This is a genomic window from Methylocystis rosea SV97 (assembly GCF_000372845.1).
In the GTDB taxonomy this organism is placed as follows: Bacteria; Pseudomonadota; Alphaproteobacteria; order Rhizobiales; family Beijerinckiaceae; genus Methylocystis; species Methylocystis rosea.
On the sequence record NZ_KB889963.1, the window covers coordinates 791,197 to 806,078 of the forward strand.

Sequence of the window (14,882 nt, forward strand, 5' to 3'; positions counted from 1 at the left end):
CCGGCGCGGCCCGGTGGCGCCAAATTCCAATTCTACTTAAAACAGCGGCCGCTAAGACTGTCTGCCGGGAGCCTTGTCCGTCGCGAAAGGATCGCCTTGAACGCTTTTGACCCGCCCAAGGCCGCCCATAAGGCCGTCGTCGCCGCGCTGCGCGACGACGTGCAGCGGCGTCTCACTTACACGGTCGGCAAGGACAATGCCGACGCAAGTCCGCGCGACTGGTTCGTCGCGACCGCGCTTGCGACCCGCGACCGGCTCGTTCCTTCTTGGCTCGCGTCGACGAAGCGCAATTATCAGGAAGACCGGCGTCGCGTTTATTATCTCTCTCTCGAATTTCTCATCGGCCGTCTGCTCATCGACACGCTGACCAATCTCGGCCTGACCCAGGCGATGCGCGACGCGCTCGCCGAACTTGGCGTCGATCTCGATATGCTGCGCGTGCTGGAGCCTGATGCGGCGCTCGGCAATGGCGGGCTCGGGCGCCTCGCCGCCTGTTTCATGGACAGCATGGCGACTCTCGAAATCGCCGCCATGGGATACGGCATTCGTTACGACCACGGCCTGTTTCGCCAGACGCTCAAGGACGGCTGGCAGCATGAATATCCCGAAGACTGGCTCTCCTTCGGCAATTCCTGGCAATTCCCGCGGCCGGAAATCACCTATGACGTCGGCTTCTTCGGCCATGTCGAAAGTTCGCGCCTCGCCGACGGCATGCTCGCGCATGTCTGGCGCCCCGGCGAAACCATCGTCGCCGTCGCCTATGACACGCCTGTCGTCGGGTGGCGCGGCAAACACGTCAACACGCTGCGCCTGTGGTCGGCGAGAGCGCCTGACGCGCTGCGCCTCGACGCCTTCAATCAGGGCGATCACGTCGGCGCGCAATCGGAGCAGGCGCGCGCCGAAGCGATCTCCAAAGTTCTTTATCCAAGCGATTCGACGCCCGCGGGACAGGAGCTGCGGCTGCGGCAGGAATATTTCTTCGCCTCGGCCTCTCTGCAGGATCTGATCCGCCGTCACCTGAGGCAGACCGGCGACATCCACAAGCTCGCCGACAAGGTGGCGATCCAGCTCAACGACACGCATCCGGCGATCGGGGTCGCCGAGCTAATGCGGCTTCTCGTCGACGTCCACGGCGTTGAATGGAAGGAGGCCTGGCGCATCACCCAGGCGACTTTCTCTTACACCAATCACACGCTCTTGCCGGAAGCGCTCGAAACCTGGCCGGTGCAGCTGATGGAGCGGCTGCTGCCGCGCCACATGCAGATCATCTATCTCATCAACGCCATGCATCTCGACTGCCTGCGCGCCAAGGGCGAGAGCGACCCGGCGACGCTCTCCTCCGTGTCGCTCATCGACGAACGTAACGGACGGCATGTGCGCATGGGCCATCTGGCGTTTCTGGGTTCGCACAAGGTGAATGGCGTCTCGGCGTTGCATAGCGCGCTGGTCAAGGAGACGGTGTTCAAGGATTTCCATCGGCTCTACCCCGATCGCATCGTCAACAAGACCAATGGCGTCACCTTCCGCCGCTGGCTGCTCGAGGCCAATCCGCCGCTGTCGCGATTGCTCGCCGACACGATTGGCGCGGGCGTTTTCGATGAGCCGGAGCGACTGATCGAGCTTGAGAAATTCGCCGAAGACGTCGAGTTCCAGAACCGATTTGCGGCTGCCAAGCGCGAAAACAAGGCGCGCCTGGCGACGACGATCTTCGAGCGCGTCGGCGTCAGAGTCGATCCTGCCGCACTCTTCGACGCGCAGATCAAGCGCATTCACGAATATAAGCGCCAGCTTTTGAACGTGCTTGAAGCCGTCGCGCTCTATCAGGACATCGTCGCGCAGCCCGCCCGCGAATTTGCGCCGCGGGTGAAGATCTTCGCCGGCAAGGCCGCCGCGAGTTATCATCAGGCGAAGCTCATCATCAAGCTCGCGAACGATGTGGCGAAGGTCGTGAACGCCGATCCGGCGACGCGCGAGCTTTTGAAGATCGTGTTCCTGCCGAACTACAATGTGAGCCTCGCCGAGACGATCATTCCGGCGGCCGATCTTTCCGAGCAGATTTCGACCGCCGGCATGGAGGCGTCGGGCACCGGCAATATGAAATTCGCGCTCAACGGCGCGCTCACCATCGGCACGCTGGACGGTGCCAATGTCGAAATCAGAGAGCGCGTCGGCGACGACAACATCTTCATCTTCGGCCTTACGGCGCAGGAGGTGGAGCAAAGCCGCGCGAAGGGCATCGACGCGCGCGAGACGATCGCCGCGAGTCCCCGTCTCGCCGAGGCGCTGCGGGCCATCGCCGCCGGCGTCTTTTCGCCCGACGATCCGCACCGCTACGCGCAGCTTGTCGATACGCTGACCTATTACGATCACTTTCTGGTCGCGAAGGACTTCGACGCCTATTGGGAGGCGCAGCGCCGCGTCGACGCCCGCTGGCGGGACCAGAAGGCGTGGCGGCGGTCGAGCATTTTGAATACGGCGCGGGTTGCATGGTTTTCCTCCGACCGCACGATCCGCGAATATGCGCAAGAGATCTGGAATGTCGCGATGTGAGTAAGACTGGGTCATTGCGAGCGAAGCGAAGCAATCCAGCGTCGTTCGATCATATCTAGTTTGCTTCGTCGCTTCGCTCCTCGCAATGACGATGCGGCTTCAAGGACGATAGAGTGACAAAAGCCGACTGGCGCGCTTCCGCAAACGACATCGACGCCATCATCGGCGCGCGCCATGGCGACCCCTTCGCGGCGCTCGGCCTGCATGAAACGCCCGCGGGCTATGTCATACGCGCGTTCGTTCCAGGCGCGACGAGAGTGGAGGCGGTTGCGCCGGACGGCGCCACGATCGCGCCGCTAGGTCGCGTTCACGCCGAAGGCTTCTTCGAAGGGCTGACGCCGCTGAAGGCGCGCGCGCCATATCGCCTGCGCGCTTCGAACGACTCCGCGCAATGGGAATTCGCCGACCCTTACGCATTTTCCCCCGTGCTCGGTCCCACAGACGATCATCTGCTCGTCGAAGGCGCGCATCAGAAGCTCTATGACAAGCTCGGCGCGCATGTGCTGACGCATGAGAGCGTCGAAGGAACGCATTTCGCCGTCTGGGCGCCGAACGCCAGACGCGTCTCCGTCGTCGGCGACTTCAACCAGTGGGACGGGCGCCGCGAGCAGATGCGCAAGCGGATCGACAGCGGCGTCTGGGAGATCTTCATTCCCGGTGTCGGCGCCGGCGCCAATTACAAATATGAAATCATCGGGCGGCACGGCGAGCTCTTGCCGCTCAAAGCCGACCCGCTCGGCTTCGAAGCGGAGCTGCGCCCCTCGACGGCGTCCGCCGTCGCCTCGAAGGCGCCCTATCACTGGGGCGATGAGAGTCACATGCGCGCGCGCGCCGAAGTTGATCCGCGACGTTCGCCCATCTCGGTCTATGAAGTGCATCTACCGTCGTGGCGGCGCGGCGAGGATGGGCGCTTTCTGACCTATGACGAACTCGCCGATCAGCTCGTGCCCTATGTCGCCGATCTCGGCTTCACCCATATCGAGCTGATGCCGATCAACGAGCATCCGCTCGACGCCTCCTGGGGCTATCAGCCGATCGGGCTTTTTGCGCCGACGCGGCGGCACGGCGACTCATATGGCTTTCGCCGCTTCGTCGACCGCGCGCATCAGGCGGGATTAGGCGTCATTCTCGACTGGGTTCCGGCGCATTTTCCGACCGATGAACATGGCCTCGCGCAATTCGACGGCGGGCCGCTCTATGAGCATTCCGATCCCAAGCGCGGTTTTCATCCCGACTGGAACACCGCGATCTATGATTATGGGCGGCGCGAAGTGGCGAATTTCCTCATCGCCAGCGCGCTATATTGGCTCGACCGCTTCCACGTCGACGGGCTGCGCGTCGACGCCGTCGCCTCCATGCTCTATCTCGACTATTCGCGAAAGCCGGGCGAATGGTCGCCCAATCCCGACGGCTCCAACGACAATCGCGACGCCGTCGCCTTTCTTCAAAGGTTCAATGAACGCGTCTACGCGCTTTATCCCGGCGTCGTGACGATCGCCGAAGAATCCACCGCCTGGGGCGGCGTGACGCGGCCGACATATGCGGGCGGACTCGGCTTCGGCTTCAAATGGAACATGGGGTGGATGAACGATACGCTGCGCTATCTTTCGTCCGAACCAGTCCATCGCAAATGGCGCCATAGCGAGCTGACCTTCGGCCTGCTCTACGCCTTCACCGAAAACTTCGTGTTGCCCATCTCTCATGACGAGGTCGTGCACGGCAAGGGCTCGGTCATCGGTAAAATTCCCGGCGACGAATGGCGCCGTTTCGCGACCGCGCGCGCCTATTTCGGATTTATGTGGGGCCATCCCGGCAAGAAGCTCCTGTTCATGGGTCAGGAGTTTGGTCAGACAGGCGAGTGGAATTTCGCGAGCAGCCTCGACTGGTGGCTGCTCGATTTTCCTCCGCATCGCGGACTTCAGGCGTTCATCCGCGATCTCAACCGCCTCTATCGCGATCACGAGGCGCTCTATGCGCGCGACTGCGAGGCCGAAGGCTTCCAGTGGATCGTCGCGGACGACGCGGAGAGTTCGGTATTCGCCTTCGCGCGTTTTGGCGCGGATCGTTCCCGCGCGATCGTCGTCGTATCGAATTTCACGCCGGTGACGCGAAGCGCCTATAGGCTCGGCTTGCCGCGGGCGGGACGCTGGCGCGAACTCGTCAATTCCGACGCGGCGATCTATGGCGGCTCGGGACTTGGCAATCTCGGCGCCATTCACGCGCGCGCCGAGGTGTTCCGCGACTTTCCCGCGAGCGCCGATATTCTTCTGCCGCCGCTTTCGACTCTCTTCTTCGCATTCGAAAGCGATGAATTAGAATGAAGATCGAATCGAGCAGGGCGATGAAGATGTCCGCTTCAAGAGATCGGGACAAAGATTTCCTCATCCTGAAGAGGCCCGAAAGGGCCGTCTCGAAGGACGAGGAAACCCTTAAGAGCGACATTCCTCGCCCTCGCGCTTCGAGACGCCTGTTGCGCAGGCTCCTCAGCATGAGGGCGAAGGCGCCCCATTTGGGGGATTCCCGCGTCATCGATCTGATGGGAACTGGCGATGTCCGCCTTTGAAAATCCGCCCCTCGCGCGCCACGCCATGGCCTATGTCCTTGCCGGCGGCCGCGGCGCGCGGCTGATGGAATTGACCGACAGGCGCGCCAAGCCCGCGGTTTATTTCGGCGGCAAGTCGCGCATCATCGACTTCGCGCTCTCCAATGCGCTCAACTCCGGCATCAGGCGCATCTGCGTCGCGACGCAGTACAAGGCGCATAGCCTCATCCGCCATTTGCAGCGCGGCTGGAGCTTTTTTCGTACCGAGCGTAACGAGAGCTTCGACATTCTGCCGGCGAGCCAGCGCGTGTCCGAAGACCATTGGTATCTCGGCACGGCGGACGCGGTCTATCAGAACCTCGACATCGTCGAGAGCTATGATCCAAAATATATCGTGCTGCTCGCGGGCGATCACGTCTACAAGATGGACTACGAGCCCATGCTGCAGCAGCATGTGGATTCCGGCGCCGATGTGACGATCGGCTGTTTCGAGGTGCTGCGCGCCGAGGCGTCCGGTTTCGGCGTCATGCATGTCGACGAAAACGACCGCATCATCTCCTTCATCGAAAAGCCGCGCGATCCGCCGGCGATGCCGGGACATCCGGACCGTGCGCTCGTCAGCATGGGCATCTATGTTTTCGAGGCGAAGTTTCTCTACGAGCAATTGCGCCGCGACGCCGCTGAGACGCTCTCGACGCATGATTTCGGCAAGGATTTGATCCCCTACATCGTCTCGCACGGCAAGGCGGTCGCGCATCATTTCGAGCGCTCCTGCGTGCGCGCGGCGAGCGAGCCCAACGCCTATTGGCGCGACGTCGGCACGGTCGACGCCTATTGGGCGGCCAATATCGATCTCACCGACTTCACGCCGCAGCTCGATCTTTACGATCGCAACTGGCCAATCTGGACATATGCCGAAATCACCCCTCCGGCGAAATTCGTGCACGACCAGGTCGGACGGCGCGGACAGGCGCTGTCCTCGCTCGTCTCGGGCGGCTGCATCGTTTCCGGCTCAACGCTGCGCCGAACGCTGCTCTTTACCGGCGTGCGCGTGAATTCCTACGCGACCGTCGAGAACGCCGTCGTCCTACCCTATGTCGACGTCGGCCGCTCGGCGCGGCTCACCAATGTCGTCGTCGACCGCGGCGTGCAAATCCCACAGGGCCTCGTCGTCGGGGAGGACCCGGCGTTCGACGCCGCGCGCTTCCGTCGCACCGAGGGCGGGGTCTGTCTCATTACCCAGCCGATGATCGACAGGCTCGGCGCATGAGTTCGCTGCGCGCGCTCGCCATCGCTTCGGAGATGGCGCCTTTGGTCAAGACCGGCGGACTCGCCGATGTCGTCGGTGCGCTGCCGCATGCGCTCGCCGCCGAAAACATCGAGCTGCGCACGCTCATTCCGGGTTATCCGGACGTTCTAAACGCGTTGCGCGCCGGGGAAACGGTTTTTGAGTTTGACGACCTTTTCGGTGGCCCGGCCTGGATTCACGCCGCGCGCCATAACGGAGCCGCGATCTATACGCTCGTCGCGCCGCATCTTTATGCGCGTGAAGGCGGACTCTATACGGGACCGGATGGCGCCGATTATCCCGACAACGCCTTCCGCTTCGCGGCGCTCGCCTGGGCCGGCGCGCAGATCGGGCTCGGCGCGCTAGATGGATTTACGCCCGAAGTCGTGCATGCGCATGACTGGCAGGCGGCGCTCGCGCCGGCCTATATGCATTATGCGGACAGGCCGCGCCCGGCGACGATTGTCAGCATCCACAACATCGCCTTCCAGGGACAATTCCCCAAAGAACTGCTGCAGCCGTTGCGACTGCCGACGCGCGCGTTCGATATCGACGGCGTCGAATATTACGGCGCGATCGGCTTCTTGAAGGCTGGTTTGCAACTCGCCGACCGCATCACGACGGTGTCGCCAAGCTATGCGCGCGAGATCGAGACGCCGGAATTCGGCATGGGCCTCGAGGGCCTGTTGCGCGCGCGCGCGGATCGCGTGAGCGGCATATTGAACGGCGTCGATGAAGAGACGTGGGATCCGGCGACCGATGCGCATCTTGGAACGCGCTACGATCATTGGAGCCTGCCGTCGCGCGCCAGGAACAAGGCGGCTTTGCAGAAACGTCTGCGACTGCGCGTCGATCCCGACGCCTTTCTCATCGGCGTCGTCAGCCGGCTGTCCTGGCAGAAGGGGCTCGATCTGCTGCTCGACGTTTTGCCGCAGCTGATGCGCGGCCGCGCGCAACTCGCGCTGCTCGGCGCTGGAGATAAGACGCTTGAAGAAGGATTTGCGGCCGCGGAGGCGGCGCATCCCGGCCGTGTCGGCGTCCATATCGGCTATAGCGAAGAACTCGCGCATATGATCCAAGCGGGCGCCGACGCCTTCCTCGTTCCGTCGCGCTTCGAGCCATGCGGACTGACGCAACTTTGTGCGCTGCGTTATGGGGCCGTGCCGATCGTTTCGCGCGTCGGCGGGCTGAAAGATACGATCATCGACGCCAACGAGATGGCGCTGCAGGCCGACGTCGCCACCGGCCTGCAATTTTCGCCGACGACCGCCGAGGCGCTCGCCCTCGCGCTGCGCGAAGCCGAACGCCTTTTCGAGGACGCCGAGACGTGGCGCAAGATTCAAGTCAATGGCATGAGAACGGATGTCTCCTGGCGCAATCCGGCGCGCCGTTACGCGAAGCTCTTTCGGGACGCGGCCGCCGCGAACGTCGGGTGACTGTTTCGGCAACAAAGCCCCCTCCCTGTCCCTCCCCCGCTTTGGCGGGAGAGGGGACCCCAACGATCGGCGTAGCGCGCGGTGTGCAACATGCGCCGCGTCTTCCTCCCTCTCCCGCAAGCGAAGCGCAGCGGGGGAGGGTTGGGGAGGGGGTATGATCGGCCGCCTCACCGATGGCGCGCCGGAGCCGCTTGGCGTCACGCCGGACGCGAGCGGCGCGAATGTCGCGGTGTTTTCGGCTCACGCCGAGGCGATCGAACTTTGTCTCTTCGATGACGCTGACGAAGAAATCGCCCGTATAAAATTGCCCGCGCGCAGCGGCGACGTTTTTCACGGCTATGTCGAGGGCCTCACTGAAGGCCAGCGCTACGGCTTTCGCGCCTACGGACCCGACGCGCCAAACACCAGCCATCGCTTCAATCCGGCGAAACTGCTCGTCGATCCTTATGCGCTGGCGCTTGATCGCGCCTTCACGCTGCATCCGTCGCTCTTCGCCTATGGCGACGCCGCGCACGCTGATAGCGCCGTGCATCTGCCGAAATCCATTTTCACGAAGCCAGTCCCCGCGGAGCCGCTGCGGCCAAAGCATCCCTGGCGCCATACGATCATCTATGAGCTTCACGTCAAGGGCTTCACCGCGACGCATCCCGACATCCCGCCACATCTGCGCGGGACTTTCGCCGGTCTCGCGCATGACGCTCCGATTGCACATCTGACGCGACTCGGCGTCACGACGCTCGAACTTTTGCCGTGCGCTGCCTGGATCGACGAGCGCCATCTGCCGCCGCTCGGGCTTTCCAACTACTGGGGCTATAATCCCATCGCCATGATGGCGCCCGACCCGCGTCTCGCGCCGGGCGGATGGCGTGAAGTTCGGGAAGCCGTCGCCAGACTTCACGGGGCCGGGCTCGAAGTCATTCTCGACGTCGTCTTCAACCATACCGGCGAGAGCGACGAATTCGGTCCGACGGTTTCTTTCCGAGGATTGGACAACGCCAGCTATTATCGGCTCGCCGATGATCCCGCGCGCTATGTGAACGACTCCGGCTGCGGCAATATTCTCGACTGCGAGCGCGCGCCTGTGGTGCGGCTCATCATGGATGCGCTGCGCGCCTGGGCGCTCTATGGCGGCGTCGATGGCTTTCGCTTCGATCTCGCGACGACGCTCGCGCGTCGCCCCTCGGGGTTCGATCGCGACGCGCCATTGCTTTCGGCGATCTTGCAGGACCCCGTGCTGCGGGACTTAAAGCTCATCGCCGAACCTTGGGACATGGGCCCGGGCGGCTATCGGCTTGGCGATTTTCCCGAGCCCTTCGCCGAATGGAACGATCGCTATCGCGACAGCGCGCGCGGTTTCTGGCGCGGCGACTCCTGCGGCGTCGCCGAACTCGCGACGCGCTTTTCCGGCTCGCAAGATGTGTTTTCGGGCAGGCGTCCGTCGCGCAGCGTCAATTTCATTACGGCGCATGACGGCTTCACGTTGCGCGATCTCGTTTCTTACGCGCATAAACACAATGAAGCGAACGGCGAAGAGAACCGCGACGGCGCCGACCATAATCTTTCGTGGAACAATGGCGTCGAAGGCGAAAGCGACGACGCCGCGATCCATGCGGCGCGCGCGCGGGATGCGCGCAATCTGCTCGCCACGCTGCTTTTCTCTCGCGGAACGCCGATGCTGGCGATGGGCGCGGAGTTGGGTAAGACGCAGTCCGGCAATAATAACGCCTATGCGCAGGACAATGCCCTCTCATGGATCGATTGGGCGCGCGCCGACGAAGGACTGATCGCGACGACGGCGAAGCTCATCGCGCTGCGCAAGCGACACGCGGCATTACACGAAGACCGTTTTCTCGACGGCGCGCCGCATGATGCTTCGCTCATCCCCGACGTCGAATGGTTGTGTCCCGACGGCGCGCCGATGCGCGAAGACGACTGGCGCGACGGCGAGGCGCAAACGCTTGTCGCCGCGCTTTATGCCGAAGACGATCGCGTCATCGTCATTCTGCATCGTGGGCCTGACGAAATTGTCGTGCGGCCGCCGCCCGCCCGGGACAATCGCGGCTGGAGATTGGCGTTCAATTCGGCGAAGGACGGCGCAAGCGGAGACGTTGAAGAAAGCATTTCCGTCGCGCCGCGCTCCGTGACGCTTCTGATCGAGGAAAGCTACGCGCGGCGCCGGTCTACTGCGCCCGCTTCGGAAGAAATGTTGTCGCGTCTCGCCGCAGCGGCGGGCGTTGAACGACAATGGCGAGATGTGGAAGGCGCGCAACACGACGTCCCGCGCGAGACGGTTTGCGCGCTGCTGGCGCAATTGGGCTTTCCGGCCGGAACGCTCAACGACGCGCGCGAGAGTCTCGCGCGGCTTTCCGACTTTCGCGACAGACGCGTGCCGCCAGCGAGTCTGTCGGCGCAGGAAGGCAAGCCCTTCACGCTTCGGCTCGCCGCGCGCAACGGCCGCACGCCGGGCTGGATCGTCGTCACGCAGGAAGACGGAAGCTGTTCGCGCATCGCCCTGCGCGCGGAGAACGCCGCGCCGGTCACATGGCGCGGATTGGATGGCCGGCGCTGCGACGGCGTCGAAACGCGACTGCCGCCGATGCCCTCCGGTCGTCATCATTTGTCGATCGAGGGCGGCGAAGACTGTGCGCTCACTGTCGCGCCGCCGGGCTGCTATCTGCCTCACGACGCGCGCCGCGAATTTGGTCTCTCCGCACAGCTCTATTCCGTTCGCCGCGAGGGCGATCAGGGGATCGGCGACTTCTCGACTCTCGCCGAGTTCGCGCGCGCCGGCGCCAGGGCCGGCGCTGCGCTCATCGCGATCAATCCGCTGCACGCCTTGTTTGCGCAAGACCGCACGCGCGTCAGCCCGTATTATCCGTCCGACCGGCGGTTTCTCGATCCGCTCTATATTGATGTCTCCGGATTGGGGCGCATGCTCGGCGCGCCGATTGATTTCGACGCGAGCGCCGCGGCCGCTCTCAGCGCCGCCGCCGATGTCGACTATCCCGGCGTTCATGCGCTGAAGATGGCCGCGCTCGAACGCGCTTTTGAAGTCTTCCTCGATCTCTCGCGCCGCCAGCCCGACGCCGCGCTTGTCGTTTCATTCGCACGCTTTATTGCACAAGGCGGCGCGGCGCTCGCGCGTTTCTGCCTCTTCGAGGCGATCAGCGAGGCGCGCAACGGTCAAAGCTGGCGGATCTGGCCGCAAGAGCTGCGCGAAGGACGCGCCGCGGCGTTGACCGCCTTCGCGCGCGAACATGCGACGCGCGTCCAATTCCACCAATTTCTGCAATGGCTCGCCGATGCGCAATTTTCACATGCGGCGCAAGATGCGCGCGCCGCCGGCCTGTCGCTCGGCTTCTGCCGCGATCTCGCCATCGGCGCAGCGCCCGACGGCGCCGAGAACTGGAGCCGCGCGGGAAGTTTCGTCGACGGCTTCTCGGTCGGCGCGCCGCCCGACGCCTTCAGTCGGGAGGGCCAGAATTGGGGATTGCCGCCGCCAAATCCGATCGAAATGGAAAAAGGCGGCGGCGACGATTTCGCGGAGCTGCTGCGCGCCAACATGCGCCATGCGGGCGCGCTGCGCATCGACCACGTCATGGGCCTGGCGCGGCTTTTCGTCATTCCGGACGGCGAAAATCCTGCGGCCGGCGCTTACGTCAATTACCCGTTGGAGACCTTGCTGGGTCAGCTCGCGCTCGAAAGCAAACGCGCGCAATGCGTCGTCGTTGGTGAAGATCTCGGCACGGCGCCATGGGGATTCCGCGAGCGCATCGAACGCGCCGACGTGCTGAGCTACCGGGTTCTATGGTTCGAACGTTCGGGAGAGGGCTTCGCGTCGCCGACGCACTATCCGAAGAAGGCCATGGCCTGCGTTTCAACGCATGACTTGCCGACGCTCGAAGGCTGGTGGGCGGCGGCGGACATCGCCGAGAAGCAAGCCCTGGGGCTGATCGCGCGCGACACGGCCGAAGCGGCCCGCGCCGCGCGCCGCGCGGAAAAGGACGCGCTTCTCGACGCGCTTCGCGCACAGGCGCTGATCGACGGCGCGCATCACCCATCAAGCGTCTTCGACGACGCCTTGGCTCGGGCGCTCCATGCCTTCATCGCGCGCACGCCATCCTTACTCGCCATGGCGCAACTCGATGACCTTGCGGGCGAAACGCAGGCGATCAACTTGCCCGGCACCGATTGCGAACGCTTGAACTGGCGACGCAGACGGCCAGAATCGATCGACGCGCTCTTTGATTCGCGCCGCGCCCGCGCGATCCTCGCCGGGCTTTGCCGCAATGTGGACGCGATTCCCGGCGCATATCGGCCTCCGGGCGACATTGATGCCGCGGACGGACATGAGCGTTTCGAGCATGGCGGGTAACGAAGCCACGGAGCGCGGGCTCATCTCTGCGGCGCTCTTTGCGATTTCTGTCGCATTTTCCGCGCATGCCGAACAACAAGGTCCTGACGCAAAGGACATCTCGTCAAAGCAACAAGAATTGCGCGGCGTCGAAGACACGATGGGCGCCGCCCAGGAGCGCGCGCGTCGACTTGAAGAGCAGCTTGTCGATCACGCCGCCGCGCGCGAACGACTGAATGGCGCGCTCATCGAATCGACGCTGCGGCTGCAGGAGACGGAAGGGCGCGCGGCCGAGATCGAAGAGCGGCTTTCGACGCTTACCGAGAGCGAGCGCAAGATCGTCGCTTCGCTCGAGAGCCGCCGCGGATTGATCATGGAGATCCTTACCGTCCTGCAACGGATGGGCCGTAAGCCGCCGCCGGCGCTGATCGCGCGCCCGAACGAGATTCTCGAGGCCGTCCGGGCGTCGCTCGCGCTCGGCGCCCTGTTGCCGCAAATGCGCGCCGAAGCGCGCCAGCTGCAGCGCGATCTGTCGGAACTGGAGCAGGTGCGCGATGGCGTTCGGCGCGAGCGTGAACGCCTCGCGGAGCAGCAAGCGAGTCTCACCGCTCAGCGCGAAAGGCTCGCGCCGATGATTGGGGAACGTCAGGAGGCGCTTTCCACCGCGCAAAGCGCCTTGCAGGCGGAGACGGAGCGCGCGCGCACGCTGGCGCAGCGCGCCACCAGCCTCAAGGACCTGATCTCGCGCATGGAGGCGGACAGCGCGGCGGCGCGGCGCGCGGCGGAGTCGGCGCGCAAGGCCGACGACGAGCGCGCCAAAGCTCAAGCGATGCTTTCCGAGCGGGAGCGGCTCAAAGCGTTGTCTGCGCCGTTCAAGGATCCGGCGCGACTTGCGCCCGCCGTCGCTTTCATTGATCTTAAAGGCCGGCTGCCGGCCCCGGCCTCGGGATCGGTCGTGCGGCGTTTCGGCGCGCCCGACGGTTTTGGCGGCAAGGAGAAGGGCCTGTCGATCGCGGCGCGCGAGAATGGGGTGGTTATCGCCCCTTGCGACGGATGGATCGCTTTTTCAGGGCCTTACCGAAGTTACGGACAACTCTTGATCATTAATGCCGGCGGCGGTTATTATGTGGTCCTGGCCGGCATGAGTCGCACCAATGTGAACGTGGGACAGTTCGTTCTCGCAGGTGAGCCGGTTGCCAGCATGGGAGACGGAGCCGCGCAAACCGCGGCGACCATCGCAATCGGCGCGAAACAACCCATTCTTTATGTTGAGTTCCGCAAGGACGGAGCGTCAATCGACTCGGGCCCATGGTGGGCAAAGTCAGACAGTCGGAAGGTCGGCGGATGATTCGCAAAACAGCCCTTATCGCCACAGGAATCGCAATTGGAGCGGGATGCGCCACGCTTGGCCAGCAGGCGCGCGCCGTCATCGGCGCTCCGGCTCAAGCCGCTTCCGCCGACACCTACAAGAACCTCAGCCTGTTTGGCGACGTGTTCGACAAGGTGCGCGCCGACTATGTCGAAAAGCCCGATGAGCAGAAGCTCGTCGAAAACGCCATCAACGGCATGCTGACCTCGCTCGATCCGCATTCGAGCTACCTTGACGCCAAGGCCTTCAAGGACATGCGGACGCAGACCGAGGGCAAATTCGGCGGCCTCGGCATCGAGGTCACCCAGGAAGACGGGCTCGTGAAGGTCGTCACGCCGATCGACGACACGCCGGCGTCGCGCGCCGGGATCATGTCCGGCGATCTGATCGGCGCCATCGACGACGAGACCGTGCAGGGCATGACCCTCAATCAGGCCGTCGACAAAATGCGCGGCGCGATCAACACGCCAGTCAAGCTGACGCTGTTCCGCGGCAAGAACAAGGATAAGGTCGAGGTCAAGCTGGTCCGCGCCGAGATCCACATCAAATCCGTGCGCTCGCGTAAACAGGGCGACGACATCGCCTATGTCCGCATTTCGCAGTTCAATGAAGAGACCGCGGAAGGCCTGCGCACCGCCATGGCCAAGGCGCAGCAGGACATCCCGGCCGACAAGTTCAAAGGCTACATCCTCGATCTGCGCAACAATCCGGGCGGCTTGCTGGATCAGTCGATCCAGGTCGTCAACTCCTTCATCGACAAGGGCGAGATCGTGTCGACGCGCGGCCGCAACGCCGACGAAACCCAGCGTTACAACGCCCGCGGCTCCGGCGATCTGTCGAAGGGCAAGCCTGTCGTCGTGCTGATCAACGGCGGTTCGGCCTCGGCGTCCGAAATCGTCGCCGGCGCTTTGCAGGATCATAAGCGCGCGACGCTGATCGGGACGCGGTCCTTCGGCAAGGGCTCGGTGCAGACGATCATTCCGCTTGGCGGTTCGAGCGGCGCGCTGCGGCTGACGACGGCGCGCTATTACACGCCGTCCGGCCGCACAATCCAGGCCAAGGGCATTGATCCCGACATGATCATCCTGCAGGACGTGCCGGACGAGCTTAAGGGCAAGGACGACACCAAGGGCGAAGCGTCGCTGAAGGGCCATCTCAAGACTGGCGACGAGGAAAAGACCGGCTCGCAAGCCTATGTCCCGCCGGATGAGGCGAAGGACAAGCAGCTCACGGCCGCGGTCGAGCTTCTGCACGGCAAGCCGAGGGCGCAGATCCTCGCCGAACAGTCCAAGGAAGTCGCCAAGGACACGACCAAGCCGCCGTCCAAGGCCGCCAATTGACGG

7 protein-coding genes are annotated in these 14,882 nt (G+C 63.9%); all 7 read left to right on the forward strand.

The window, feature by feature from the left end:
• The first annotated feature begins 96 nt into the window (after positions 1 to 96).
• Complete coding sequence (locus tag A3OO_RS0104260; RefSeq protein WP_425338959.1) at positions 97 to 2,550, forward strand: glycogen/starch/alpha-glucan phosphorylase; 2,454 nt, start codon at positions 97 to 99, stop codon at positions 2,548 to 2,550.
• A gap of 113 nt (positions 2,551 to 2,663) precedes the next feature.
• Positions 2,664 to 4,871: a 1,4-alpha-glucan branching protein GlgB gene (gene glgB / locus A3OO_RS0104265; protein WP_018406597.1), complete on the forward strand. Its 2,208-nt coding sequence runs from the start codon at positions 2,664 to 2,666 to the stop codon at positions 4,869 to 4,871.
• A 228-nt stretch (positions 4,872 to 5,099) separates the two neighbouring features.
• Positions 5,100 to 6,362 carry a glucose-1-phosphate adenylyltransferase gene (glgC, locus tag A3OO_RS0104275; protein ID WP_018406599.1) on the forward strand — a complete coding sequence of 421 codons (1,263 nt, stop codon included), beginning with the start codon at positions 5,100 to 5,102 and terminating at the stop codon, positions 6,360 to 6,362.
• Positions 6,359 to 7,816 carry a glycogen synthase GlgA gene (gene glgA, locus A3OO_RS0104280; RefSeq protein ID WP_018406600.1) on the forward strand — a complete coding sequence of 486 codons (1,458 nt, stop codon included), beginning with the start codon at positions 6,359 to 6,361 and terminating at the stop codon, positions 7,814 to 7,816. The genes glgC and glgA overlap by 4 nt, the downstream gene beginning before the upstream one ends.
• Before the next feature lie 154 nt (positions 7,817 to 7,970).
• Positions 7,971 to 12,191, forward strand: coding sequence for a glycogen debranching protein GlgX (gene glgX, locus A3OO_RS0104285; RefSeq protein WP_018406601.1), 4,221 nt, complete (start codon positions 7,971 to 7,973; stop codon positions 12,189 to 12,191).
• Positions 12,166 to 13,518 (forward strand): murein hydrolase activator EnvC family protein, encoded by a 1,353-nt coding sequence (locus tag A3OO_RS0104290; RefSeq protein WP_245257100.1) that lies wholly within the window; start codon positions 12,166 to 12,168, stop codon positions 13,516 to 13,518. Before glgX ends, A3OO_RS0104290 begins: the two co-directional genes overlap by 26 nt.
• Complete coding sequence (locus A3OO_RS0104295) at positions 13,515 to 14,879, forward strand: S41 family peptidase (RefSeq protein WP_018406603.1); 1,365 nt, start codon at positions 13,515 to 13,517, stop codon at positions 14,877 to 14,879. Before A3OO_RS0104290 ends, A3OO_RS0104295 begins: the two co-directional genes overlap by 4 nt.
• Positions 14,880 to 14,882: the final 3 nt, after the last annotated feature.

Bases quoted from the DNA above. Each gene is read 5' to 3' on its own strand.
- glgC (WP_018406599.1), top strand. From the start codon at position 5,100: ATGTCCGCCTTTGAAAATCCGCCCCTCGCGCGCCACGCCATGGCCTAT.
- glgA (WP_018406600.1), top strand. From the start codon at position 6,359: ATGAGTTCGCTGCGCGCGCTCGCCATCGCTTCGGAGATGGCGCCTTTG.
- glgX (WP_018406601.1), top strand. From the start codon at position 7,971: ATGATCGGCCGCCTCACCGATGGCGCGCCGGAGCCGCTTGGCGTCACG.
- A3OO_RS0104290 (WP_245257100.1), top strand. From the start codon at position 12,166: ATGAGCGTTTCGAGCATGGCGGGTAACGAAGCCACGGAGCGCGGGCTC.
- A3OO_RS0104295 (WP_018406603.1), top strand. From the start codon at position 13,515: ATGATTCGCAAAACAGCCCTTATCGCCACAGGAATCGCAATTGGAGCG.